The 24658-nt window shown below is 56.0% G+C and carries 17 protein-coding genes and 2 pseudogenes; 8 read left to right on the forward strand and 11 right to left on the reverse strand.

What is annotated here, in order from left to right:
* Window positions 1-315 precede the first annotated feature (315 nt).
* The 3 genes from araD to HA41_RS02610 all read left to right on the forward strand — a co-directional run bounded on the left by araD (window position 316) and on the right by HA41_RS02610 (window position 3592).
* On the forward strand, window positions 316-1014 hold the full coding sequence (gene araD, locus HA41_RS02595) for an L-ribulose-5-phosphate 4-epimerase (RefSeq protein ID WP_094119462.1): 699 nt from the start codon (window positions 316-318) through the stop codon (window positions 1012-1014).
* Window positions 1015-1597: 583 nt separating this feature from the next.
* Window positions 1598-2581 (forward strand): 2-keto-3-deoxygluconate transporter, encoded by a 984-nt coding sequence (gene kdgT / locus HA41_RS02605; protein WP_094119463.1) that lies wholly within the window; start codon window positions 1598-1600, stop codon window positions 2579-2581.
* A gap of 144 nt (window positions 2582-2725) precedes the next feature.
* Window positions 2726-3592 (forward strand): crotonase/enoyl-CoA hydratase family protein, encoded by an 867-nt coding sequence (locus tag HA41_RS02610; RefSeq protein ID WP_031374543.1) that lies wholly within the window; start codon window positions 2726-2728, stop codon window positions 3590-3592.
* 15 nt (window positions 3593-3607) lie between these two features.
* On the opposite strand, the pseudogene pdeR reads toward HA41_RS02610, so the two are convergent.
* The 5 genes and pseudogenes from pdeR to HA41_RS02635 form a co-directional block, all read right to left on the reverse strand.
* Window positions 3608-5592: pseudogene (gene pdeR, locus HA41_RS02615) on the reverse strand (cyclic di-GMP phosphodiesterase).
* A gap of 158 nt (window positions 5593-5750) precedes the next feature.
* Entirely contained in the window at window positions 5751-6041 is a 291-nt protein-coding gene (locus HA41_RS02620; RefSeq protein WP_094119464.1) for a YbdD/YjiX family protein, read from the reverse strand.
* The gene (locus HA41_RS02625) at window positions 6034-8103 is read right to left on the reverse strand and encodes a carbon starvation CstA family protein (RefSeq protein WP_094119465.1); all 2070 of its coding nucleotides are present in this window, start codon (window positions 8101-8103) and stop codon (window positions 6034-6036) included. Before HA41_RS02625 ends, HA41_RS02620 begins: the two co-directional genes overlap by 8 nt.
* A 186-nt stretch (window positions 8104-8289) precedes the next feature.
* Window positions 8290-10224 carry an exoribonuclease II gene (locus tag HA41_RS02630; RefSeq protein ID WP_094119466.1) on the reverse strand — a complete coding sequence of 645 codons (1935 nt, stop codon included), beginning with the start codon at window positions 10222-10224 and terminating at the stop codon, window positions 8290-8292.
* A gap of 115 nt (window positions 10225-10339) precedes the next feature.
* Complete coding sequence (locus HA41_RS02635) at window positions 10340-12643, reverse strand: FdhF/YdeP family oxidoreductase (protein WP_094119467.1); 2304 nt, start codon at window positions 12641-12643, stop codon at window positions 10340-10342.
* Between the two features lie 262 nt (window positions 12644-12905).
* On the opposite strand from HA41_RS02635, the gene HA41_RS02640 reads away from it, so the two are divergent.
* The 4 genes from HA41_RS02640 (at window position 12906) to HA41_RS02655 (ending at window position 18121) form a co-directional block, all read left to right on the forward strand.
* On the forward strand, window positions 12906-14492 hold the full coding sequence (locus tag HA41_RS02640) for a PTS transporter subunit EIIC (protein ID WP_094119468.1): 1587 nt from the start codon (window positions 12906-12908) through the stop codon (window positions 14490-14492).
* Window positions 14493-14669: 177 nt separating this feature from the next.
* Window positions 14670-16214 (forward strand): methyl-accepting chemotaxis protein, encoded by a 1545-nt coding sequence (locus HA41_RS02645; protein ID WP_094119469.1) that lies wholly within the window; start codon window positions 14670-14672, stop codon window positions 16212-16214.
* 171 nt (window positions 16215-16385) lie between these two features.
* Window positions 16386-17102 carry a YoaK family protein gene (locus HA41_RS02650; protein ID WP_094119470.1) on the forward strand — a complete coding sequence of 239 codons (717 nt, stop codon included), beginning with the start codon at window positions 16386-16388 and terminating at the stop codon, window positions 17100-17102.
* A 122-nt stretch (window positions 17103-17224) separates the two neighbouring features.
* Window positions 17225-18121, forward strand: coding sequence for a LysR family transcriptional regulator (locus HA41_RS02655; RefSeq protein ID WP_094119471.1), 897 nt, complete (start codon window positions 17225-17227; stop codon window positions 18119-18121).
* Window positions 18122-18126: 5 nt separating this feature from the next.
* Here the strand turns inward: HA41_RS02655 and HA41_RS02660 are convergent, their stop codons facing one another.
* The 5 genes from HA41_RS02660 to sapC all read right to left on the reverse strand — a co-directional run bounded on the left by HA41_RS02660 (window position 18127) and on the right by sapC (window position 23081).
* A complete protein-coding gene (locus tag HA41_RS02660) occupies window positions 18127-19239 on the reverse strand; it encodes a CMD domain-containing protein (RefSeq protein ID WP_094119472.1) in 1113 nt (370 codons plus the stop codon).
* 219 nt (window positions 19240-19458) lie between these two features.
* Window positions 19459-20247, reverse strand: a complete 789-nt coding sequence (gene fabI, locus HA41_RS02665; protein WP_094119473.1) for an enoyl-ACP reductase FabI — start codon at window positions 20245-20247, stop codon at window positions 19459-19461.
* Window positions 20248-20389: 142 nt separating this feature from the next.
* Window positions 20390-21193: a putrescine export ABC transporter ATP-binding protein SapF gene (sapF, locus tag HA41_RS02670; RefSeq protein WP_094119474.1), complete on the reverse strand. Its 804-nt coding sequence runs from the start codon at window positions 21191-21193 to the stop codon at window positions 20390-20392.
* Window position 21194: 1 nt separating this feature from the next.
* Window positions 21195-22190 carry a putrescine export ABC transporter ATP-binding protein SapD gene (gene sapD / locus HA41_RS02675; RefSeq protein WP_094119475.1) on the reverse strand — a complete coding sequence of 332 codons (996 nt, stop codon included), beginning with the start codon at window positions 22188-22190 and terminating at the stop codon, window positions 21195-21197.
* Complete coding sequence (gene sapC / locus HA41_RS02680) at window positions 22191-23081, reverse strand: putrescine export ABC transporter permease SapC (RefSeq protein ID WP_094119476.1); 891 nt, start codon at window positions 23079-23081, stop codon at window positions 22191-22193.
* A 127-nt stretch (window positions 23082-23208) separates the two neighbouring features.
* On the opposite strand from sapC, the pseudogene HA41_RS02685 reads away from it, so the two are divergent.
* Window positions 23209-23534: pseudogene (locus HA41_RS02685) on the forward strand (Arm DNA-binding domain-containing protein); the annotation flags it as partial.
* 429 nt (window positions 23535-23963) lie between these two features.
* Here HA41_RS02685 and HA41_RS02690 read toward each other — a convergent pair.
* Window positions 23964-24167 (reverse strand): hypothetical protein, encoded by a 204-nt coding sequence (locus HA41_RS02690; RefSeq protein WP_094119477.1) that lies wholly within the window; start codon window positions 24165-24167, stop codon window positions 23964-23966.
* Between the last annotated feature and the right edge of the window lie 491 nt (window positions 24168-24658).

Below are 24658 nucleotides of genomic sequence, written 5' to 3' on the forward strand. Positions count from 1 at the left end.
TTAAGTATAGCTCCGATATTTCCTCAACCCGCTTGTGCGCCTCATTATTGCCGCTTCCCTGTCGGCATCGAAACAGGCTCCACCATCGACCCACTGTCTGTAGCGGATGAGTCACAACGCAAAACCTTCAGGTCCACGCGTTGCCTGAGAGAATTCTATGCATTCTTCGCCATGAACGAAGATAGACAATTCTGAAATCACGACACATTTTTGCATTCACAGCCAATTCCCTCTGCGTTTATAGCCATTTGCTCCATAACCTTTTCACGGCTTACTCCGCAAAATTTAAGGACAATTGTCCGCAGGAGAAAAGGCATGCTGGAACAGCTTAAACAACAGGTTCTGGACGCGAATCTGGATCTACCCAAATACAACCTGGTGACCTTCACCTGGGGTAACGTCAGCGCGGTAGACCGCGAGCTGGGCTTACTGGTGATTAAACCCTCCGGCGTCCGTTATGAAGAGATGACGCACGACGATATGGTGGTGGTCGAACTGGCTACCGGCAAAGTGTTGGAAGGGGAAAAACGTCCATCGTCGGACACCGCCACCCACCGCGCGCTCTATCTTGCCTGGCCAGAGGTCGGCGGTATCGTCCATACCCATTCACGCCATGCGACCATCTGGGCCCAGGCGGGACGACCGATTCCCGCCTGGGGCACGACCCACGCCGATGATTTCTACGGTGAGGTCCCCTGTACCCGCGCGATGCGCGATGAAGAGATCCAGCAGCAGTATGAGTGGAATACCGGTGAAGTGATTATTGAAACCTTTGCCCAGCGGGGCCTGTCACCTTCAGCGATACCGGCGGTGCTGGTCAATTCGCACGGCCCCTTTGCCTGGGGTAAAGATGCACATGCGGCGGTGCACAGCGCGGTGGTACTGGAAGAGGTGGCCTATATGGGGCTGTTCAGCCAGCAGCTGACAGCGAATCTGCCGCCGATCCAGCAAACCCTGCTTGACCTTCACTACTTACGTAAGCATGGCGACAACGCCTGGTACGGGCAGAAATAATCGTCGGGACGCCTGCAGCGTTAATGCTCGTCAGTTAAGGTTGAATTTGCAAAGGCTGTCACGGTCAAACGTGGCAGCTTTTTTTCTGGGCAGGCGTTCCGGAGTGCGGGCCTGCGCGCTCGTGCCCTTTTTAACAACACGCACTGAAGTTTCAGAGCAGGATGGGGCCGATCAGGGGCAGGCAATCCGCAGCGCTGAACATTAGCCAGGAGAGCCCGCAGGACGCGGGCGAAAGGCGGGGCAGCACAGGATGTGCCATCCCCGGCGGTCCGTCAGGCAGAGGAATGAAGTGAAGGAACCGCGCAGCGGCGCGAGGACCGCCAGCCCCTGAGCGGCACCAGACTGCGTTATTATTGCTGCTTCACTGACAGGTATTACGCCCACTGCGTCCCTTTTTTATTGTCAGCTTAACTGGTATGGCGATCGCGATCATATTTACCAAAACAATCGGTCAATAAAAATAAAACAGCGTTTCATTTTACTGCATCGATCACTGTTTTCGTCACACACAGTCACTATTTTGTTTGCATCGCCTTCGGGCACTTTTCGCAGCTCCAACTGGCATAGCAAAGGTGACATCAATATGCATATCAAACGTGCAATAGACAAAATTCCTGGCGGCATGATGTTGATCCCGCTGTTTATCGGCGCGCTCTGTCATACCTTCTCTCCCGGTGCCGGGAAGTACTTAGGTTCCTTCACCAACGGTTTAATGACCGGCACCGTACCGATACTGGCAGTGTGGTTTTTCTGTATGGGCGCGTCTATCAAGCTAAGCGCGACCGGCACCGTATTACGTAAGTCCGGCACGCTGGTGCTGACCAAAATTGCGGTCGCCTGGATTGTCGCGGCCATTGCATCACGAGTGATGCCGGAGAATGGCATTGAGGTCGGGATGTTTGCCGGGTTGTCCACCCTGGCGCTGGTAGCAGCCATGGATATGACCAATGGCGGGCTCTACGCGTCGATTATGCAACAATATGGGTCGAAAGAGGAAGCGGGCGCCTTTGTACTGATGTCGCTGGAATCCGGTCCGTTAATGACCATGGTGATTCTGGGCACCGCGGGAATTGCCTCATTCGAGCCGCACGTGTTTGTCGGGGCGGTGCTGCCATTTTTGGTGGGCTTTGCATTAGGAAACCTTGATCCTGAACTGCGTGAGTTCTTCGGAAAAGCGGTACATACCCTGATCCCATTCTTTGCGTTTGCGCTGGGCAACACCATCAACCTGGCGGTGATCGTTGAAACCGGCCTGCTGGGCATTATGCTGGGTGTTGCGGTGATCATCATTACCGGCATCCCGTTAATTCTTGCCGACCGGCTGATTGGCGGCGGTGACGGTACGGCGGGCGTTGCAGCCTCCAGTACCGCCGGTGCTGCGGTGGCCACGCCGGTTCTGATCGCTGAAATGGTGCCGCAGTTTAAACCGATGGCACCGGCTGCTACTGCGCTGGTTGCGACCTCGGTGATTGTCACTTCGGTACTGGTGCCAATGATTACTGCACTCTACTCAAAACGCGTTAAGCGTATGCATGTCGCCATCGACCAGCGCGCTGTCATTAAGTAACCCACCTAATCAATCCCCGGCGCGCCAGTCGGGGATCACTCTGGATTTTGTGTTGTAAATCAATCTCTCATTTGGTCTTGACTCACTCTGCATTACGCTGATGTGGCGTATTTAGCGCATCAAATATAAACAGAGGATGAGACAATGACAGTTATTAACCAAGCAACGTGCAGATTATTTACCGAAGTCGGCAACACCACTCAGTTAGTCGCCTATTACGAGGAAGGCCGACGCACGATGTGGATGATGTTGCGCGCCCAGCCACGTCCCAGCTTCAACCATGAGCTGATTGAGGAGATCATGAACCTGAGCTATGCCGCACAGCGTTCCGGTCTGCCGATCGATTTCTGGGTAACCGGTTCGCTGGTGCCGCAGATGTTCAACGCCGGGGGCGATTTACGTTTCTTCGTCGAGTGCATTCGCAATAATCGGCGCGAAGCGCTGCGGGCTTATGCTCGTGCCTGTGTGGACTGCATACACTCAGCGGCACGGGGCTTCGACACCGGTGCGGTCACGCTGGCGATGATTGAAGGCAGTGCATTAGGCGGCGGCTTTGAAGCGGCGCTGGCACACCACTTCATTCTGGCACAGAACAACGCCCGGATGGGCTTCCCGGAAATCGCTTTTAACCTGTTCCCGGGCATGGGCGGCTATTCACTGGTGGCCCGTCGGGCGGGGATGAAGCTGGCTGAAGAGCTGATCTGCGAAGGGGAGTCACACAGTGCGGAATGGTACGAAACCCGTGGCCTGGTCGATAAAGTGTTCCAGCCGGGCGACAGCTATCGTGCGACCCGAACCTTCATCGACACCTTACGTCCGAAACTCAATGGCGTAAGGGCGATGCTGAAAGCGCGTCAGCGCGTGCTGCAACTGTCACGCGCTGAGCTGATGGACATCACGGAGGACTGGGTGGATTACGCCTTTACGATTGAACCAAAAGATATCGCTTATATGGAACGTCTGGTGCAGTTACAAAACCGCCACAGCGCATCGCTGCGTAAAGCGGGTTAGTAACCGTCGTTAGCGTTACACGCGGGCAGGATGCTTAGCCAGCCAATGCCCAAATTGCTCCGCGGGCATTGGTTTTGCGTAAAGATAGCCCTGACGCCCATCTACACCACTTTTAAGGATAAATTTCTCTTCATCGCGGGTTTCGATACCCTCGGCTATCACCTGCAGATCAAGCGCCTTGGCGACGGCGACGATGGCACGAACCAGCGATTGTGAAACCGGCTGCTTGTTAATATTACGAATAAAGCTTTGATCGAGCTTGATCGCGTTAATCGGCACCCGTGCCAGTTGTGACAGTGAGGAGTAGCCGGTGCCGAAATCATCGAGATGCACCTGCGCGCCCAGCTCCTGAAACTGTTTCATCAGCTTCAGCGCTTCGGTCTCATTTTCGATCAGACAACTTTCGGTCAGCTCAATGTCGATCGGACAATCGTCGAGACCGGCTTCGATCAGCGCCTGTTTCAAATCGCTGTAGATACTTTGATCGATAAGCTGACGGGCAGAGACGTTAACCGCCACCCGCAGAAACACGCCGTGCTGCCGCCAGGCGATAATCTGCTTCAGCACATTGAGCATCACCCAGCGACCCAGCGGAACAATCAGGCCCGACTCTTCGGCGTAGGGAATGAAATCGCCGGGCGAGACCAGACCACGCTCCGGTGAAAGCCAGCGCACCAGTGCTTCGGCGCTGCGAACGTTGCCGTCACTGTCGATTTTAGGCTGGTAGTGAACGATTAAGTGATCCAGCTCCAGCGCTTTACGCAGGTTGGTATCAAGCCACAGATATTCAAATACCCGCTGATTCATCTCAGCGGCGAACACGCAAAACTTGCCGCGGCCATTCTCTTTAGCGTGATACATCGCGGTGTCGGCGTTGCGGATCAGGCTCTCGCGATCTTCGCCATGCATCGGGGCGAGGGCAATACCGATGGAACAGCCGCTGTAGACTTCAATCAGACCGATACGGAACGGCTGGCGCAGTCGCTCCAGGATGCGTGAAGACATCGCCTCCAGCGCCGCCTGGCTGGTGTGTTCGGCCAGTACCACAAATTCATCACCGCCTAACCGGCCCAGCGTCTGATCTTTTCCCAGACAACTGAGGATCGCCAGGGAGACCGCCTGCAGCAGCTGATCGCCGAACATATGACCGTAGGCGTCATTCACTTTTTTGAAATTATCGAGATCGAGGTAGACCACACCGGTCTGGCTATCGCCAGCTTGCTCCAGCGCCTGGCTCATTTGCTGATGAATGGCATTGCGGTTCGGTAATCCGGTCACCGTATCGGTGTTAGCCAGCACCCGCAGCCGTTCCTGGGCGCGGCGCTCCTCGGTTATGTCCGTGCCTGAACAGATGAGGAAAATTTCATTTTTGCCACTGCCGCTGTGAACGAACTTATTACGAAACAAGAACAGTCGCTGGCCTTTTTTGGTTTTAACCCAGCGCTCAACTTCATAGGAGTTACCATCCCGGAAGAAGCCGGCAATGTTACGTCGGGAGGAGGCGGCTTCCTGTTTGGTCATAAACAGCTGAAAGACATTCCGGCCAATCACCTCATGTTCATTCAGACCGGTATATTCTTCACTCAAACGGTTAAAGCGTTGGATATTGCCGCGCTGATCGAGGATGACAATCACCGAATTGGCTTCGGAAACTACCTGTTCGGCGAATGAAAGCCCAATGTCAAATCGCGTGCCACCGCGGCGGTGTCACCCCAGGCTGATGCTGTTCCGGCCCATGAAGACTGGTTAACTTTGCGGCCGACCAGATGCAACGGGACTGCTACACCCTGCAACGGCAAGGTCAGATTAATGCTTGAGGTGATGACCGGCATAGCCCGGATCATTGCAGCCTGGCCGGGCGTGAGCGGCAGAGCGATATTGGTTTGTGACGACTCATCTTCGGCAAAACTCAGCGCATCGCTGTCCGCGGTCAGACGCCAATGAGGGCTGGTTGTACCAAACAAGGTGTACAACAACGTTTGCCCTTGTTCATCGGTCATTAAAACTTCCTCCGGGGGTGCACTGCAGGCGTTATCTCATTATTTTAGCAACAGTATTCATCATCCGACGTTAGCACAAGGTACAAACCAAATATATTTCACTATCAGGATACGAATGGCACAAAAAAGCCCCAGCAATGTGGGGCTTTGGTCTCTTGTCAGCAGGGACATTTCCCCAGTTTTCCGGCCTGACTCGGGAAGCGGGCATCCAGACAATAGCGGTGGAAATCCCGCTCATTCATCGGCGGCTGAGCGGGATGATGCAGTCGCATATGCTGCAGGTACGTTTGATAATCCTGTACGCCGACCATTAAGCGAAAGCACTGTTGCAGACCACGCCATAGCGTTCGCCAGCGAAAAGGCGCCGGAGTGGGTGCCGACATAAACTGGCAGTGATGAATCTGCCAGTCGCCCTGTGGCCGCCGCACCGGATGAATGGCATCAGACATGACGCACCGCCTTATTGCGCAGCGTCACCGCTGATTCATGGGTGGTCGGCAGATCGCTGCGCAGCGCCTTGCGAATCACAAAGAAGGCGGCAATCAGCATTGTCACCGCCACCAGCATAAAGAAGCCGCACAGTACGGCGTTGATCTGATTGCTGAAGACGATGGTCTGCATATCGGCCACGGTTTTCGCCGGTGCAATCATCACGCCTTCATCCAGTCCTTTACGGAATTTACTGGCCTGGGCCAGGAAGCCGATCGACGGTTTTTCATGGAAGATTTTCTGCCAGCCGGCGGTCATTGAGGTGATAAACAGCCAGATGGTTGGCAGGATAGTGACCCAGGCGTAGCGCTGTTTTTTCATTTTAAACAGCACCACGGTCCCCAGGATCAGCGCCATTGAGGCCAGCATCTGGTTACCGATACCAAACAGCGGCCACAGAGTATTAATCCCGCCCAGCGGGTCGACCACGCCTTGATAGACAAAGAAGCCCCAGCCCGCCACCGCCACTGTGGTGCCGGCCATGTTGCCGAGCCACGAGCGGTTATTCGCCAGCGAAGGCACCATAGTGCCCACCAGGTCCTGCACCATAAAACGGCAGGCACGGGTGCCGGCATCCACGGCGGTCAGGATAAACAGCGCTTCAAACAGGATGGCGAAGTGATACCAGAAAGCCATCATCGCCCGGCTGTTGAAAATCTCGGTGATGATGTGTGCCATGCCGACGGCAAACGTCGGCGCGCCACCGGCACGCGACAGAATCGAACCCTCACCGACGTCGCGGGCGATGCCGCTCAGCATTTCTGGCGTCACCACAAAGCCCCAGCCGTTGATCACCTGTGAGGCGCTCTCAACGGTGGTGCCAATCAGCGCGGCCGGTGAGTTCATGGCGAAATAGACGCCCGGATCCAGCACCGAGGCGCAAATCAGCGCCATGATCGCCACGAATGACTCCATCAGCATCGCCCCATACCCGATAAAGCGAATATGACTTTCACGCTCCACCAGTTTCGGCGTGGTACCGCTCGATACCAGCGCATGAAAGCCGGAGATGGCACCACAGGCGATGGTAATAAACAGGAACGGGAACATCGCACCGGAGAAGACCGGGCCGCTGCCATCGATAAATTTGGTCACCGCCGGCATTTTCATCTCCGGCATGGCAAACACGATCCCTACGGCCAGGCCGACAATCACCCCAATTTTCAGGAAGGTTGACAGGTAGTCACGCGGTGCCAGCAGCAGCCAGACCGGCAACACCGAGGCAATAAAGCCGTAGATCACCAGCACCCAGGTTAGCGAGGTGCCTTTCAGGGTGAAAAACGGTCCCCAGTAGGGATGTTGTGCGACGTCGCCGCCATAAATGATCGCCGCCATCATCAGCACAAAGCCAATCAGCGACACTTCAGCGATTTTTCCGGGGCGGATAAAACGCATGTAAACGCCCATAAACAGCGCGATAGGAATGGTGGCAGCGATAGTGAAGAGGCCCCACGGGCTGTTGGCCAATGCCTTAACCACCACCAGCGCCAGCGCGGAGAGAATGATGATCATCACCCCGAGCGCGCCGAGCATGGTGACCACACCGGCAAAGGCACCCAGCTCCTGACGCGCCATTTCCCCCAGCGAGCGGCCATCCCGGCGGGTAGAGATAAACAGGATCAGAAAGTCCTGCACCGCACCGGCCAGCATCACCCCGACCAGAATCCAGATCGTGCCCGGCAGGAACCCCATTTGTGCCGCCAGAATTGGCCCGACCAGCGGACCGGCCCCGGCAATGGCGGCAAAGTGGTGGCCAAACAGCACCCATTTGTTGGTCGGCACATAGTCGAGGCCGTCATTCAGCCGCTCGGCGGGCGTCAGGCGGCGGTCATCCAGTTCAAAAATATTACGGGCGATAAACAGGCTGTAGAAACGATAAGCGATGCTGTAGCAGGCGACAGCCGCAATCACCAGCCAGACGGCGTTAACGTGTTCGCCGCGGCTGAGTGCCAGCATGGCGAAAGCGCCCGCGCCGATTAACGCCACCACTAACCAGATCGCGCCGGTTTTGACGTTTTTCATGACTAACTCCTTGTGAGGATCGAGAGGGATGCGATCGAAAACAACGAGTCAAACTTAATGTAATGGAATGTAAGTGAAAGTTAATCGATGGAGAAGTGTGAAGCGGGGAACAAATTTAACATTTTTGCAAAGAGAGCGGGGCGGGAAGCGGCGGGATAACCGGAGTTATCCCGCCGGATTTCAGACTCAGACGGCGGGACGCGCCACGACGCTGCGGGTTTCCATTCGCACTTCGGCGATGGTCACTTCAATGACGTCAGTAACACGGTAAACCACTTCGCCTTTGATCTGCACGCTGCCATTTTCCTGGCTGCAGACCAGCTCATCACGCACCGCGTGGATGAACGGTGCCGGGATAAACGCCACCGCACCGAACTCCAGCAAGCGGACACGCATACCGCCCCGCGACACGTCAATGATCTCCGCGCTGAAGCGACGATCGGTGGCGGCGAACGGCGCCAGATAACGGGCATAGAGCCAGTCTCCGACATCGCGCTCTGCCATGCGGTTGAGGCGACGACGTTCGCTCATGGTGACGGTCAGCGCCTCATCCGGACGAGCGATCTGGTCACCGCGAATGATCGCTTTCAGCAGGCGATGGTTGATCATGTCGCCAAATTTACGAATCGGCGAGGTCCAGGTGGCATAGGCTTCAAGGCCCAGACCAAAGTGTGGACCCGGTTCGGTACTGATTTCGGCAAAGGTCTGGAAACGACGAATGCGGCTGTCGAGGAACTGTGTCGGCTGGGCATCCAGTTCGCGACGCAATACGCGGAAACCTTCCAGCGTGGTAATTGCCTGCGCATCCACGCTGATGCCGTGGGTCGCCAGCACTGCGGCCGCCTGTTCGGCGTTGGTGGTATCGAAACCGGCATGCACGTTGTAGATACCAAAGCCCAGCGTGTCACGCAGCACTTTTGCCGCGCAGACGTTAGCCAGAATCATCGACTCTTCCACGATGCGGTTGGCGATGCGGCGCGGTTCAGCCACGATTTCCAGTACTTCGCCTTGCTCACCCAGCAGGAAGCGGTAATCAGGACGATCTTTAAACACCAGCGCATGGGTCTGACGCCATTCGCTGCGTGCCAGACAGAGACGGTTCAGCAGGCGGATCTGCTCAGCAATCGCTTCGCTTTCTGGCTGCCAGTCACCGCTGTTTTCCAGCCAGTCAGAAACGTCGTCGTAGGCCAGTTTGGCTTTCGATTCGATCCAGGCCGCAAAGAACTGCAGATCCTCACCCGGCGTGCCATCTGGCGCAACGGTGACGCGACAGGCCAGTGCCGGACGACGCGCATGGGGGCGCAGCGAGCAGACATCATCAGAGAGCTGGCGCGGCAGCATCGGAATGTTGAAGCCCGGCAGATAGTTGGTGAACGCACGTTGCGCCGCCAGTTTATCCAGCTGGCTGCCTTCCGACACGTAGGCGGTGGGATCGGCGATCGCCACGGTCAGCCGCAGCGAGCCATCTTCCAGCGCTTCAACGTAGAGCGCATCATCCATATCTTCGGTGCTGGCGCTGTCGATGGTAACGAAATCGAGCGCGGTCAGATCTTCACGCGTCAGATTCTCATCCAGCATCTCGCCAAAGCTGACATCGGGCGCTTCACGCTCAAGGTTATGACGCGACAGCGTCACCCACCATGGCGCGAGGTGATCGTCAGCTTTAACAATGAAATCGGTCAGTTCGGCATAAAAACCGCGATCGCCTTTCAGCGGGTGGCGACGCATTTCAGCGACAGCCCAGTCGCCATTTTCAAACTCGTGCGTCAGTCCGCGCACCGGACGGCACTGAATGGCGTCCTTCAGCAGCGGATGATCGGGCACAATTGACAGGCGATCGTCTTTCTTCTGTACCCGGCCAACAAAGCGGCTCAGGAACGGCTCAACCAGGGTTTCCGGCTCAGCGCTTTCACGATCTTTATCGCTGTGGATCACGGCGACGATACGGTCACCGTGCATTACCTTCTTCATCTGCGGTGGCGGAATGAAGTAGCTTTTTTGCGCATCGACTTCCAGGAAGCCGAAGCCTTTTTCGGTGCCTTTAACAACGCCTTCAGCACGAGGCGTTTGTGAGTGGAGCTTCTCTTTCAGCTGCGCGAGCAGCGGGTTATCCTGGAACATAATTTTTTACGTTTCGTTGCCTGATTGCGGCTGACAGTTTTACGCGAATCGACGCCGCGCGGCAAGGCAAAAAGCCGGACAGGCCGGCTTTTCAGATGTGCTAAGTTGGCCGCGATCAGGCGATGCGTTGGTCAGCCAGGGCTGACGACAGTTCCAGTTTCACCGGCACCGATTTCGAGGTCGGTGTACCACTGCCATCGCCGAAGCTGTTCAGCGGCACCAGCGGATTGGTTTCCGGATAATAGGCTGCCAGATTTCCGCGCGGAATATTATACGGCACCAGTTTGAAACCGCTGACGCGACGGGTAATACCATCATTCCACAGGGTTTCAATATCGACGTTCTGGCCTTCGGAGAAGCCCAGATCTGCCATATCGTCCGGGTTGATGAACACCACTTCACGCTGACCAAACACGCCACGATAACGGTCATCAAGGCCGTAAATGGTGGTGTTGTACTGATCGTGGGAACGCAGGGTTTGCAGCGTAAAGGGCACCTCCTGATCCAGATTCGGGAACAGTGAAGTTGGCAGCGCTGCTGCGCTGAACTCCGCTTTGCCACTGGCGGTATTGAAGCGCAGTTCCGCCGCCGCGTTACCGAGATAGAAACCGCCCGGGATATCACATTTAGCGCTAAAGTCAGCAAAGCCCGGAATGGTGGCGGCGATGTGCTCGCGGATCAGGTTGTAATCGCCTGCCAGATCCAGCCATTTCACTTTCTCATCACCGAGCACCGCATGGGCAATACCGGCCACAATCGCGGTTTCAGAACGCTGCGTCTCCGCCAGCGGAATGCCAATCCCTTCAGAGGCGTGCACCATACTGAATGAATCTTCCACCGTGATGAACTGGTTGCCGGTCGCCTGACGGTCACGCTCGGTACGGCCCAGCGTCGGCAGGATCAGCCCTTCGTGACCCGGCACCAGATGGCTACGGTTCAGTTTGGTGCTGATGTGAACGGTGAGTCCACAGCGCGACAACGCTTCTTCAGTACGCGGTGAGTCAGGCGCGGCGGCGGCCAGGTTGCCACCCAACGCAATCAGCACTTTCACTTCGTCACACAGCATCGCATTCAACGCTTCGACCGTGTTGTGGCCGTGGGCGCGTGGCGGTTCGAAGTTAAAGTGGTTCCCCAGCGCATCAAGAAACGCCTGCGACGGTTTCTCATCGATGCCCATGGTGCGGTTGCCCTGCACGTTGCTATGACCACGAACCGGACAGAGACCCGCCCCTTTTTTGCCCAGCTGACCAAACAGCAGTTGCAGGTTGGTGATTTCACGCACCGTATCAACCGAATGCTTATGCTGGGTAATGCCCATTGCCCAGGTACAGATCACCCGATCGGCACTCTGGTAGATCGCCGCGGCTTCACGGATTTGCGCCTGGGTCAGTCCCGACTGCGCCACAATTTGCATCCAGTTGGTGTTATCGACGGCCTCAATATAGGCTTCGATACCGTTGGTTTTGGCATTGATGAATGTCTGATCAAAAAGGCCGCTTTCACCGGCCGCCAGGCGCGCACGATGGGTCTCCAGCAGGCATTTCACCATGCCGCGCACCGCCGCCATATCACCACCGAGATTCGGCTGATAATAGGAGGAGCTGATGGTACCAGACATCGATGTCACCACTTCCAGCGGTTTTTGTGGATCGGCAAAGCGTTCCAGACCGCGCTCACGCAGGGTGTTAAAGGTTACGATCTTCGCGCCATGATCGGCGGCGTGGCGCAGGCTATGCAACATGCGCGGATGGTTGGTGCCGGGATTCTGGCCGAAGACGAAAATCGCATCGGCATGATCAAAATCATCCAGACGGATGGTGCCTTTACCCACGCCGATGCTGCGCTTCAGGCCGGTACCGCTCGCTTCATGACACATGTTGGAGCAGTCGGGGAAGTTGTTGGTGCCCATCAGGCGGCCAAACAGCTGATAGAGCCAGGAGGCTTCATTACTGGCGCGACCGGAGGTGTAGAGCTCCATCTGGTCCGGGTTATCCATCGCCTTGATATGGCGGGCGATCAGCGCAAACGCATCGTCCCAGCTAATCGGCTCATAGTGGTCGGTTTCGGCGTTGTAGCGCAGCGGATGGGTCAGACGACCCTGATATTCCAGGAAGTAGTCGCTCTGGGTATAGAGCGTGGTCACGCTGTGGCGGGCAAAAAATTCGCTATCGACGATGCGGCGGGTCGCTTCCCAGGTCACCGCTTTAGCACCGTTTTCGCAGAAGCTGAAGGTACTTTTATTGTCATCGCCCCAGGCGCAGCCCGGACAGTCAAAACCGCGAGCTTTATTCATACGCATCAGATTGCGCATATTCTTCAGGGCCGCTTTGCTGTCAAGAACGAAACGCGTGGTGGCTTCCAGTGAACCCCAGCCGCCCGCAGCCGCGCGATAGGGTTTGATTTGGCGTTTAAATTTCATAGTGAGTGCAGGCTTTTTTATAGTAGGAAGTATTGTAGATGGTTTGTTATCAGGTTATGGCCTGATGGTGAAGTGAAGTGTGCAATCATCGTCATACCATGTCTAATTGATTGACTTAATGGTGCGATAGCTGCCGTTTATGATGCATTGGCCAGAATTGTGATGTCGTTCAAATTTTACCCGGACGTAACCTGCTGATAACGGGAGTTCTCGCCACAACGCGCTAATACTTGCTGTTCATAACAGAAGAGGGCGCAACTCAATGAAACAGCTGACCAGCCAGATTCATGCGTTTGGCAAAGCGTTAATGATGCCAATCTCGGTGATCGCCGCCGCCGGGATCTTCCTTGGACTGGCGGCAGCCATGCAAAACCCGGCAGTCACCGGCGATGCCTTTGCGCAGATGCAGATCCCCCAGTTGATTATTGGCTTTATACGCAAGGTCGCGGGAGCGCTGTTCGCTAACCTGCCGGTATTCTTTGCGGTTGCCAGCGCCATCGGACTGGCAAAAGCGGAAAAACCCACTGCCGCCTTTGCGGCCGTGATCGGCTATATCACCATGAACGTCGGCATCAACGCCACACTGGCGGCTAAAGGGATTACCGCCGCAACCACGACACCGGAGGCGTTACAGCAGGCCGGGCTGGACCAGACCACCGCGATGATGCGGTCGGCAGAATATATCGAGATGCTGGGTGTTTTCACCTACAACATGAGCGTGCTGGGCGGGGTCATCGCAGGGCTGGTGACGGTGGCGCTGCATAATCGCTTCTATACCCAGCAGCTACCGACGGCGATCAGTTTTTTCGGCGGACGCCGTTTTGTGCCGATTGTGACCGTGGTCTGCCTGCCACTGATTGGCGTGCTGCTGGCGATGATCTGGCCAACCATCGGCAACGGCATCGCCTGGATTGGTCAGATGATCGGGAAAAGCGGGCAGTACGGCGCTTTTCTGCTCGGAGCGTTTGAACGCATTCTGATCCCAACCGGCCTGCACCATATTCTTAATGAAACCGTCCGCTTTACCCCGATTGGCGGGATGGCGATGGTAGACGGGCAGACGATTGTTGGCGCGCTGAACATCTTTAACACCTCGCTGACCCATCCGGGTATGATCCCGGACGACACGCTGCGCACCGCTACCCAGTTTCTGGCACAGGGTAAAATTCCGGTGATGATGTTTGGTCTGCCTGCCGCCGCGCTGGCGATCTATCACACCGCCCGGCCGGAGCATAAGCAGCGGGTGAAAGCGCTGGTGCTGGCGGGCGCGCTGACCTCATTTACCACCGGCATCACCGAACCGCTGGAGTTCTGCTTTATCTTCGTTTCGCCGGTACTCTACCTGCTGCACGCGTTTCTCACCGGTCTCTCTTTTATGCTGATGTCGATGCTGCATCTGATGATCGGTAACGTGCAGGGCGGGATTATCGATCTGGTAGTATTTGGCGTATTAGGCGGCGCAAAAACCCACTGGTGGTGGACGCTGGCGCTGGGCGTGATTTACGCACCGATTTATTACTACGCTTTCCGCCTGGTGATCACCCGGATGAACGTCGAAACACCGGGCAGGGAATCGGATGATGAGAAACCCCAACAGGTGAGCGGAGATGAGCGCACTCAGGTGATCATCAGCGGGCTGGGAGGGCAGGCCAATATCGAGGATGTCGATTGCTGCTTTACCCGGCTGCGGGTGCGAGTGAAAGACATGAAAGAGGTGATCGATCAAACCCTGATGAGTACCGGTGCCAATGGGGTTAACCGGGTCAGTGACAACGATGTGCAGGTTATTTACGGACCGCAGGTAGAACAAATCGCCAATCAGGTGAAAATGGCGCTCGGTGTGGCGTAATCGCAGCGGTGTGCCGCACCCGTTTACAGCCCGGGGCTACCGGGCTGTAACACGCTGATTTTTTTATCGCTTTATCTGGCTGCCGCCTGGCTTAATTTAACTAAAAAAAGTCACGCCCTAATGGGGGGCAATTTCCGGCCGATATAACAGCATTGGTTCATTATCCGGAAGTTTGTTATGTCACTCAAAAAATCCTCCCTGCTGATCTTCTCTTTCCTGCTGGCGCTGTTTCTGACCAGCGTGGCCATCAGTACCTGGCTGCTGGTTCAGAGTAATCAGTCGTTAAATGCCGTTAATAAAGAGATCCGCGTGGTGCTGTCGGTTATCGATCCGATAAACCACAGCCGTACGCTGCGCGTGCGCCTGATGGAGTACATGAAAGCCATCGAAGAGAGCAATGGTCAAAGCCCGGCCTCTCTGGACGGCGTCAGAACGGTAGCCGCGAAGGCCGATGCTGCGTTTGAAGCCTACATGGCGGCACCGCGACTGCCAGGTGAAGAGGCGGAAGCCGACGGCTATCGGCAGGCGTATCTGGCTTACCGCCAGCAGGGGCTTCAGCCGTTGATTGATGCAGCCGAAGCGCATGATCAACTGCGGTTTAAAAATCAGATCGCCAGCGTGGTGCGTCTTGACCGGCAGTACGAAATCATCCTCGATCGCGTACTGGCCCGGCATGAAGCCTATGCGAAAAAGCTCAACACCGACGCGCAGAGCCATTTCACCTCTGGCATCACGCTGCTGGCTGTGTTTGGCATCCTGTTTTTTGCCATCATTATCGCCATCTACCTGTTTATGAAGCGCTATCTCCTTTCGCCACTCAATCAGGCTCAGGCGCACTGTAAACTGATTGCCGCAGGCGTACTGGACAGCAGCGTGCCGGTCAAAGTCGGTTCACGCAGTGAGATCCAGCTGCTGATGGCTTCGCTGGAGCAGATGCGCAGTGCCCTGACTGACATTATCATGCAGGTGCGCGATTCCACCCGCTCGGTCTCTACAGCATCACAGGAGATTGCGGCGGGCAATATCGATCTTGCGTCACGCACGGAACAACAAGCCGCGGCGCTGACCCAGACCGCCGCCAGCATGGAGCAGTTGGGCGCCACTGTTAAACAAAATACCGGCAATGTGTTTGAAGCCTGTCGCCTGACCAGTGAAGCGGTGCAGAATGCCGAAAGTGGTGCCAAAGTGTCGCAGGAAGTGGTGGTTTCGATGGAGCTGATTAATGCCAGCTCGAAAAAAATTGAAGAGATCACCACAGTGATCGACAGCATCGCTTTCCAGACCAACATTCTGGCGCTGAATGCTGCCGTTGAGGCGGCGAGAGCCGGTGAACAAGGCCGCGGCTTTGCGGTGGTGGCGGGTGAGGTACGTAATCTGGCCCAGCGCAGCGCCGTTGCGGCAAAAGAAATTGAGAGCCTGATTGCTGAATCGGTAGCGATTATTCACGCCGGTTCTGACCAGGTCAGTCGCACCGGTGATGCCATGAGCGCCATCATCTCCTCGGTCAGCCGGGTCAATCAGCTAATGGAGCAGATCTCCACCGCCTCGGACGAACAAAGTCGCGGGATTGGACAGATTGAGCAGGCGGTGACCGAGATGGACAGCGTGACGCAACAGAACGCCGCGCTGGTGCAGGAGTCCGCCGCCGCCTCGGCTTCGCTGGAAGAGCAGGTGCACTATCTGACGCAATCGGTCTCCACCTTCCGTCTGTCAGCCCGCTAACCGGCACTCCCGCTCTGTCTCACAGGGCGGGAACCGCACGCCGGGTGGTAGCGTTTCTGAAGAGGATCTGACCGCGCGCAAGGAGAGGGGGTTTAGCCTGCGCTGGCCGCTTGTTTGCGACGAAAAATCAGCGGATTATATCGGCCATGTTTGCCAGGATGCGTAGGTTCCATGCTGATCACCACAGAAGATGCGCGCAGTGTCGGCGCTGATAGCCGTCTGGCCTGTACGCTGGCAGCGGCCGCAGGCGCGCTGAACACCGCGGCGTTTGAGATTGTCGGCTTTTTCTCCGCCAATATGACCGGAAACGTCTCTTCACTGTCCGATCATCTGGCAAAAGCCAATTTAGGGGCTGGCCTGTTTTTCCTGTCGATTGTTTGCCTGTTTATTGCCGGTTCGATGGTCTCAACCCTGATCATTAATTCAGGACGTCGTCGCAATATTCGCACAATTTATGCGTTTGTCATTCTGGCCGAAGGCGCGGCGCTGGTGGGACTTGGCGTGACAGAAAGCCTTTTTTTGCCGGATTCGCCTGGCGTGGTACTGATCATGAGCCTGAGTTTTTTGATGGGCTTACAAAATGCGGTGGTCACCCGGATCTCAAATGCGCGGGTTCGCACCACGCACGTCTCCGGCACCGCGACCGATATCGGTATTGAACTGGCGATGCTGTATGAGGTGTTACGGCGTAAGGTCTCACCCAAAGAGGCGCCGCTCTATCTGGATCGCCTGCGGCTGCACGGCCTGACGCTGTTATCCTTTCTCGCGGGCGGCGTGGCGGGAATATGGCTCTACAGCGTGCTGGGGTATGGTTTTTTGCTGCCGGTCGGCTTCGCATTAATTGCGCTGGCGCTGCAAACTATCGTCAGGCGTGAAAGGGCTGGTTGAATGATCCTTGCTGTTAAGACGTATAGGCGGGTAAACGCTAAAATTGAAATTAATCATCGGGTAAACGCCCGAAATAAAAAAGACAACGTGGATTCACGCTAACCTGCTGACGGGTCATTAACATCGACATCAAACAATTAATCTATTTGTGTAATCTCGAACGCGAGCGCCACTTTGGCCGGGCCGCCGAAGCCAGTTTTGTCACCCAGCCGACGCTTTCGATGCGCCTGAAAAATCTGGAGCGCGAACTGGGCCTGTCGCTGATTAATCGCAGTAACAACTTTGCCGGTTTCACCCCGGAAGGCGATCGCGTGCTGGCGTGGGCGCGGGAGATTGTGTCCGTTTATCAGGGGCTGAAGCTGGAAGTAGAGTCCCTGAAGCATGGGGTCAACGGCACGTTGCGGCTTGGTGTGGTGCCACAGTGCAGCGTGGCGTTGCCGCTGCTGTTAAAAGCAGTACAGGCCCGTTATCCGCAGCTCGATTACCGGATTGCGGTGCTGAGCGCTGATCAACTGCTGGAGGCGCTCAACAGTCACACCGTGGATGTCGGCATTGGCTTCTTTGAAATGGCCACACTGCGTGAACTTCATTTTCAGACGGCGATGCTGGCCGATCGTGGCGTTGAGGCGATCTTCCATCCCGACCATTTTCCTCAGCTGGTGGCGAGCGGTCCGCTCACCCTGAATGAGCTGGCGCAGCAACCGCTCTGCCTGGCGGAACCGACCCGCTACTTCCGGCGTTATCTCGATATGGCGTTTCGCGAGGCGGCGCTGGTACCGCGGGTGGTGGTTGAAAGTGCCTCAGTGATGCAGCTGATGCAGTGCGCTCAGGTCGGGCTGGGACTGCTGATCTCCCCGGTGGGTCACCTGTTGCCCGGTTCGCTGCAGGGGTTGCATCAGCGGCCCATCCAGCTGCAACCGATGGCGCGTGAAGCGGCGCTGGTGATTGCTGAACCCGGACGCGCCACCCCGCTGGCCCAGCACTTTTTTGACGAAGCGCGCGGGCAGCTTCCGGTTTAACGGATTTACCTGACTTCACCCAGCGCATAAAACAGCCGGCTGTTCCAGTTACCGATCGCCGCCGATTGAATTACGCCGAACAACGCCTCAGCCGTCCAGCCTGACTCCGCTAGCGGTTGCAGATGCGCCGCGCTGAAGCGTTCCGGCGCGCGGGTGAGCTGGGCGGCCAGCGTGACAATCTGCCGCTGCGGCTCACGGATGCCAGCCTCATCTACACCTTCAATCAAATCGTCGATGTCTGAAAGTTGCTGAAATGCCCAGCGGCTGCCGAGAATCCGTGCTGCCGTCGCTTCGGCCAGCGGCTGCCCGGGCGCTAATTGCTGACGCAACTGCACCCAGCCATACAGCGCCGACGCATCATGCGCCAGTAGCCACACCGCATCCTGCATACCCGGCAGCGTCTGACTGCGGGTGATTGCGGCCAGCTGTTCAGCACTGGCGTAGCGTAATTCCAGCGGTTTCAGCGCCGGACGCCACCCAGCCGGTTGACCGAAGCCGCTGCGGTCAGCATCCGGCGGTGGGGTGGAGCCAGGCAGCCAGCGCACCGGCTGGGCCTGCATCGCCTGCAGTCCGGCGACCACGCGCGCCTGATAGCTGACAAAACCGATCAGCTGATTGAGCGTCACGATATCCGGCTCGGTCAGACCTACGGCATCCAGTGCGGAAATCGCGCTGGCGGTAATCAGCTCAGGCTGCATCGCCAGCTGACGGGCATACTGGGTAATTTGAGTCAGACGATTGTTGCTTTCACGGGATGAATCGGGTCCTGGCAGCGGGTTAAGACGTGCCGAGTAGTGATTGCACAAACGCTGGACGCCGGCCACCTGGGCTACAGTCAGGGCGGTACTCAGGCGATCGTACAGCGTCAGGGTATGGGTCAGCGAGGTCGTGATGCGATCAGGGAACAGCAGTTGCGCCAGATCGCGCGCCGCCAGCAAGGCGGGCTGGTTAGCGCGCAACACTGCCGCGATCTGCACATCATCGGTCAGGCAGCCCAGCAGGAAACGGTCATCAATGTGGGCGGCTTCAGGCACCAGCGGAGCCGCCTGCGAGATGCGTGGACTGGTCTGGCTCTCGTAAAACCAGTGGTTATGGCCCGGATAGCGGCGTTGTTCCATGATCAATCCTTTTGCAAAATTCTGGTTCGGCAGGCAGGCGGCAAAATCTGAAAAAAAGCCTGACCGAAGGGCAGAGGTATCCTCGCCGAAGGCCAGGCCAGGGCAAAAGAATGATCGGTGATAATTAATAGCGTTACGGTATAACGACAGGAAAATCAGGCGGGAAGGCGATGGGGAGAAGAAGAAAGAGAAGGGCGAGCCAGGCTCGCCCTCAGAAACTTATTTCAGTTCCAGCTCATTCATTGCGGCGATGCTGAAGCCGCCATCAACGTGAACGATTTCACCGGTGATGCCACCTGCCAGGTCAGAGCAGAGGAATGCCGCTGAGTTGCCGACATCTTCGATGGTCACGGTACGACGAATCGGGGTCACCGCTTCGCAGTGAGCCAGCATCTTACGGAAATCTTTAATGCCTGAAGCGGCCAGCGTACGGATTGGACCGGCAGAAACGGCGTTGACACGGACGCCTTCCGGGCCCATCGCGTTCGCCATGTAGCGGACGTTGGCTTCCAGTGATGCTTTCGCCAGACCCATTACGTTGTAGTTCGGGATAGCGCGCTCGGCACCGAGGTAAGAAAGGGTCAGCAGCGCAGACTGTGGATTCAGCATCGCGCGGCACTCTTTGGCCATGGCAACGAAGCTGTATGCACTGATGTCATGCGCGATTTTGAAGCCTTCGCGGGTTACGGCATTCACATAGTCACCATCCAGCTGGTCGCCTGGGGCGAAACCGATGGAGTGAACGAAACCGTCAAATTTCGGCCAGGTTTTTGCCAGTTCAGTGAACAGAGATTTGATGCTCTCATCTTCGGCAACGTCACACGGCAGAACGATGTCTGAGCCCAAATCTTTAGCAAACTCTTCCACACGACCTTTTAATTTGTCGTTCTGGTAGGTGAAAGCCAGTTCTGCGCCCTGTTTGTGCATCGCCTGTGCAATACCGTAGGCGATGGAAAGTTTACTGGCAACGCCAGTAATCAGAATGCGCTTACCGGAAAGAAAACCCATAGCTGTAATCCTTATGGTCATTGTAGTTGGCGGCCGCATTGTTTAAAAAGTAGGCGACCGACGTTAATCGACGTGCGGATTCTAGCACGTCTGTCTGAAATCAGGTAAATCAGCCCGCAAATTGCGGGACAGAGAGCAATAATCAGTGCTCTCGCCGCCAGGCTTCGGCGGTCAGCGCTTCGCCAAAATGGCTGCTGATCAGCCGGCGGGTCAAATCGTGCAACGGGGAGGCGAGCACATCGGCGGTACCGCCGCGCTCCACCACTTCCCCCTGATGCATTACCAGCACCTGATCGCTGATGTGCTTCATCATGCCGAGATGCTGGGTGACATAAATGTAGGCGATGCCGTGTTTCTCCTGCAGCTCCAGCATCAGATTGACCAGCTGCGACCGCATGGTCATATCCAGTGAGGCCAGCGCTTCATCCGCCACGATCACTTTCGGCTGCAGGATCAGCGCGCGTGCCAGACCCAGGCGCTGTTTCTGGCCGGGCGCCAGCATATGCGGATAGTAACCCGCGTGATCGCGCAGCAATCCTACCTGGCGCAGCGTGGCGATAATGCGTTTCTCTCGCTGCTCTGCAGTCAGATCGGTATTGAGCCTCAGCGGGAGATCGAGGATCTGGCTGACCCGCTGACGCGGATTCAGTGACGTGGAGGGGTCCTGAAAAATCATCCGGATACGCTGGCTGCGATAGCCGTAATCGCCAAAGCTGAGCGGATGATCGTCAATCAGGATCTCACCCTCGGTCGGCGCGATCATACCGCTGAGCATTTTTGCCAGCGTCGATTTGCCAGAGCCGTTTTCGCCGATAATCGCCAGCGTTTGCTTTTCGCGCAGGGTAAAGCTGACCGATCTTACCGCTTCGACATGCTGACGACGAAACAACCCGGTGCGATAGCGAAAGGTTTTACTCAGATTGCGCACTTCCAGCAGGGTTTCCATGTTACTGGCTCTCCATGTTCAGCGGGAAATGACAGGCGTAGAGATGCGATTTACTGCCCGCCAGGCGCGGCGTCTCAACGCATTTTCGCTGCGCGTAGGGGCAACGCGGCCCCAGCCGGCAACCTATTGGCAGGCTCTCCAGTGATGGAATGGCACCCGATAACGTATTCAGACGGCTCTTGTGCGGCAGAGCGCGGCCAAAGTCAGGCATGGCGCGAATCAGCGCCTGAGTATAAGGATGGTGCGGCGTAGTCATCAGATCGTCGCTCTGAGCGGTTTCCACCGTCTGGCCACAGTACATCACGTTAATCCGATCGGCCCATTGGCTCATGTTTCGCAGGTCATGACTGATCAGCAGAATCGTGGTGTTATTATTCTGGTTGAGGCGACTCAGCAGGCGAAAAATCTGCGCCTGGGTGGTTGGCTCCATGGCATTGGTCGGCTCATCGGCAATCAGCAGGCGCGGCTGGTTCGCCAGCGCGATGGCGATCATCACTTTCTGACACTCACCCTCAGTCAGCTCATAGGGAAAGCTGCGCATGATATCTTTGTGATCCTTGATACCGACGCGATGCAGCAGTTCAATAGCGCGGGTTTTACGCCAGAACCAGAAGCGCTTCATCCAGGAACCTTTATAGGTCCAGCGTGGAATTGCCTGCATTAGCTGGCGGCCAATGCTTTCGGACGGATCGAGACAGGACTGCGGCTCCTGAAAAATCATGGAGACGTTATGGCCGACAATACGGCGACGATCGCGTGGCGACAGGCGCAGCAGATCCACATCATCAAACACCATGCGATCGGCGGTGACGCGCCAGTTATCTTTGGTCACGCCGCAAATCGCTTTTGCCACCAGGCTCTTGCCCGATCCTGACTCACCCACCAGTCCGCGAATTTCACCTTCGCTCAGGGTCAGGTTGACACGGTCGACCGCTTTGACCGGCCCGTCGGCAGTCATAAATTCAATGGTGAGATTACGAATATCGAGTAACGGCATTTATTCCACTCCCGCTTCGACGGCGCGACGGATGCCGTCACCGAGCAGGTTAACAATTAATACGCTGACCATCAGCGCCACACCAGGCAGCATCACCGTCCAGGGTGCGACATAGATCAGTTCAAGCGAATCACCCAGCATGGCACCCCATTCGGGCGAGGGCAGCTGTGCGCCCAGATCAAGAAAGCCCAGCGCCGCAATATCCAGAATCGCCATCGACAGGGCGCGGGTAATCTCGCTGATCAATAATGGCAGAATGTTAGGCAGAATGGCGTAGCGCAGAATATTACGACTGCTGGCGCCATCGAGACGGGCTGCCACCACATACTCTTTTTCCAGTTCATCATGGACTGCGCTATAAATCTCCCGCACCAGACGAGGCATCAGGGCCAGCCAGACCGCCAGCATGGCGTGCTCCAGCCGGGGACCGAGGAAGGCCACCACAATAATCGCCAGCAGCAGCGAGGGAATCGAGAGCAGCGTATCCAGTACGTGATTCATAACCGCGGATCGCACGCCGTGAGTCATGCCTGCCAGTATGCCTAACACCAGTGCCCAGAAGGTCGCAAACAGTGTTACCAGCATCGCCGACCCGACGGTGGGGCCGGCACCGCTCAGCAGGCGGCTCAGTACATCGCGACCTAAATCGTCGGTACCGAGGAAAAATGACACATCGCCATAGCGCGACCAGGAGGGCGGCAGCAGTTGATAACCGAGGAATTGTTGATCAATACCGTAGGGCGCGATCAGTGAGCCAGACAAACAGAGCAGCAGCAACGCACCAAAACCATACAGGCCCACCATCGCCGCGGTATCGCCATAAAAATGGTGCCAGCTCTGACGAAACGCACTGGGCAGGCGTTTTTCGGCATAGATATTATCGGAGGGCATACGCTTTCACTTTACTGTGCTTAGGGTCGGGCAATGTTGCTTTATAAAAATCATTCATATCAGGTGGTTGCCCCGCTGGCATGCTTTATGTTGTGTTGTCATAGATGACGCTGTAAAGCTGTGATTTATGGATTTTGTGTACACGTTGCTGACAGATATCAGACTCAGGAAGGCGCTGGGTAAGCGCCGCGACATAACAGAGGTTATCTCTCCGACTCGCACGGAATGAATGTCAGGCTCTCCATTTCAGGCGGCGTGACATTTTTCTACCGTTATCGCTGGGAGGGTAAACCCGTTCAGCTGACTATAGGTGATTATCCGTCGATATCCCTGTCGCAGGCAAGGGAACGGCGTCAGCAATTTCGGCTCTGGATGACAGAGGGTTACGATCCGCATCGGCAGGTCGTCCTGAACAGGCTGAAAAAAGTCGAGGCGATAACGGTTGCAGAGGCGCCTGAAACTGGCTGGCATACGGCCCGGTTTGCTTTAGCAATATAACCTGCTGTGCCAGATTTTGTACCGTGCAAGCCCATCGCTTGTTACGAGAATTTCATCATTCAGATGTGTTAAATTCATATGCTCTGCAGGTTTTCCGCTGCAGTGTGGGCCATTTAAAATGGGCTTATATGACGTGAAATCAGTACTTCATTCAGTGCTGACATAAAGTTTCCCGGCAGCACTTTTCCCGCTCACCTGCAGTGGCACAGGCGGCGTACCCCGGTAAAATTCATCGTGGGCTTTTGGTTAGCCAGGGCAATTTCAGTCATCTGCTGCTCATGCTCTTCAGCTTCATATACCTGGTCTGGAAAATTCATATTTACCTCCAGATAGCAGGCAATAAAAAACCGCCTCGCTGGGCGGCTGGTTCACTATTAGTGGACGCTACGCTGGCCGGACCCTGGCCTTTGTTGGATGTCCATCAGGCCCATCGTCATGGGTGTGGTCAGGATCCGGCTCAATGATAACGATATAATCTTTACCTTTCCCGTCGCGCGTTAACGTCACTAAATCTCCGGCGCAAGGTTTGGCGTCAAAATCATGTTCCTCTTCAACGCCAGTATCTTCAAAAATCACAGTAAATTTCATTTTCCGACCTCTTTCTGATAAACCGCGTCGTTACCTCAAATTTTTTGCTGACGCTGACTTATAGAATTTTAGACTATTTTGAAAAGAGCTTAAATATCATCGATTTACTCCATTCCGACATGTCGACTCGTCATTTATTTTGATGGGTGGCTCAATGAAGAGATGCCGCTGTGCATTGAGCGTAATACAAAATTCTGCACGCTCTCACGGAAGATACACAGGCGTTGATGATGAATACATGAGGTCACTGTTTTATATCGGTATAGAAAGTCTGCAAAATGGTAACGAAGCCCCCATCACGCAGGGCATCGCCTTTACGTCGTGGCTGCTTACTGGTGTTATTATCATCCATTGCTCTTTTTCCTGCGCGGCCCGCCAGCTCTGGCGTATGTAACGGCCCCGAGCGGAAAGGCGATATAAAGTTCGCTGCTGGCTGTCGGACGAATCGACGTCATCAAGCGTGTTCACGTTGGGGCTCAGGTTTCGGGACA

This window comes from Pantoea conspicua (assembly GCF_002095315.1).
In the GTDB taxonomy this organism is placed as follows: domain Bacteria; phylum Pseudomonadota; class Gammaproteobacteria; order Enterobacterales; family Enterobacteriaceae; genus Pantoea; species Pantoea conspicua.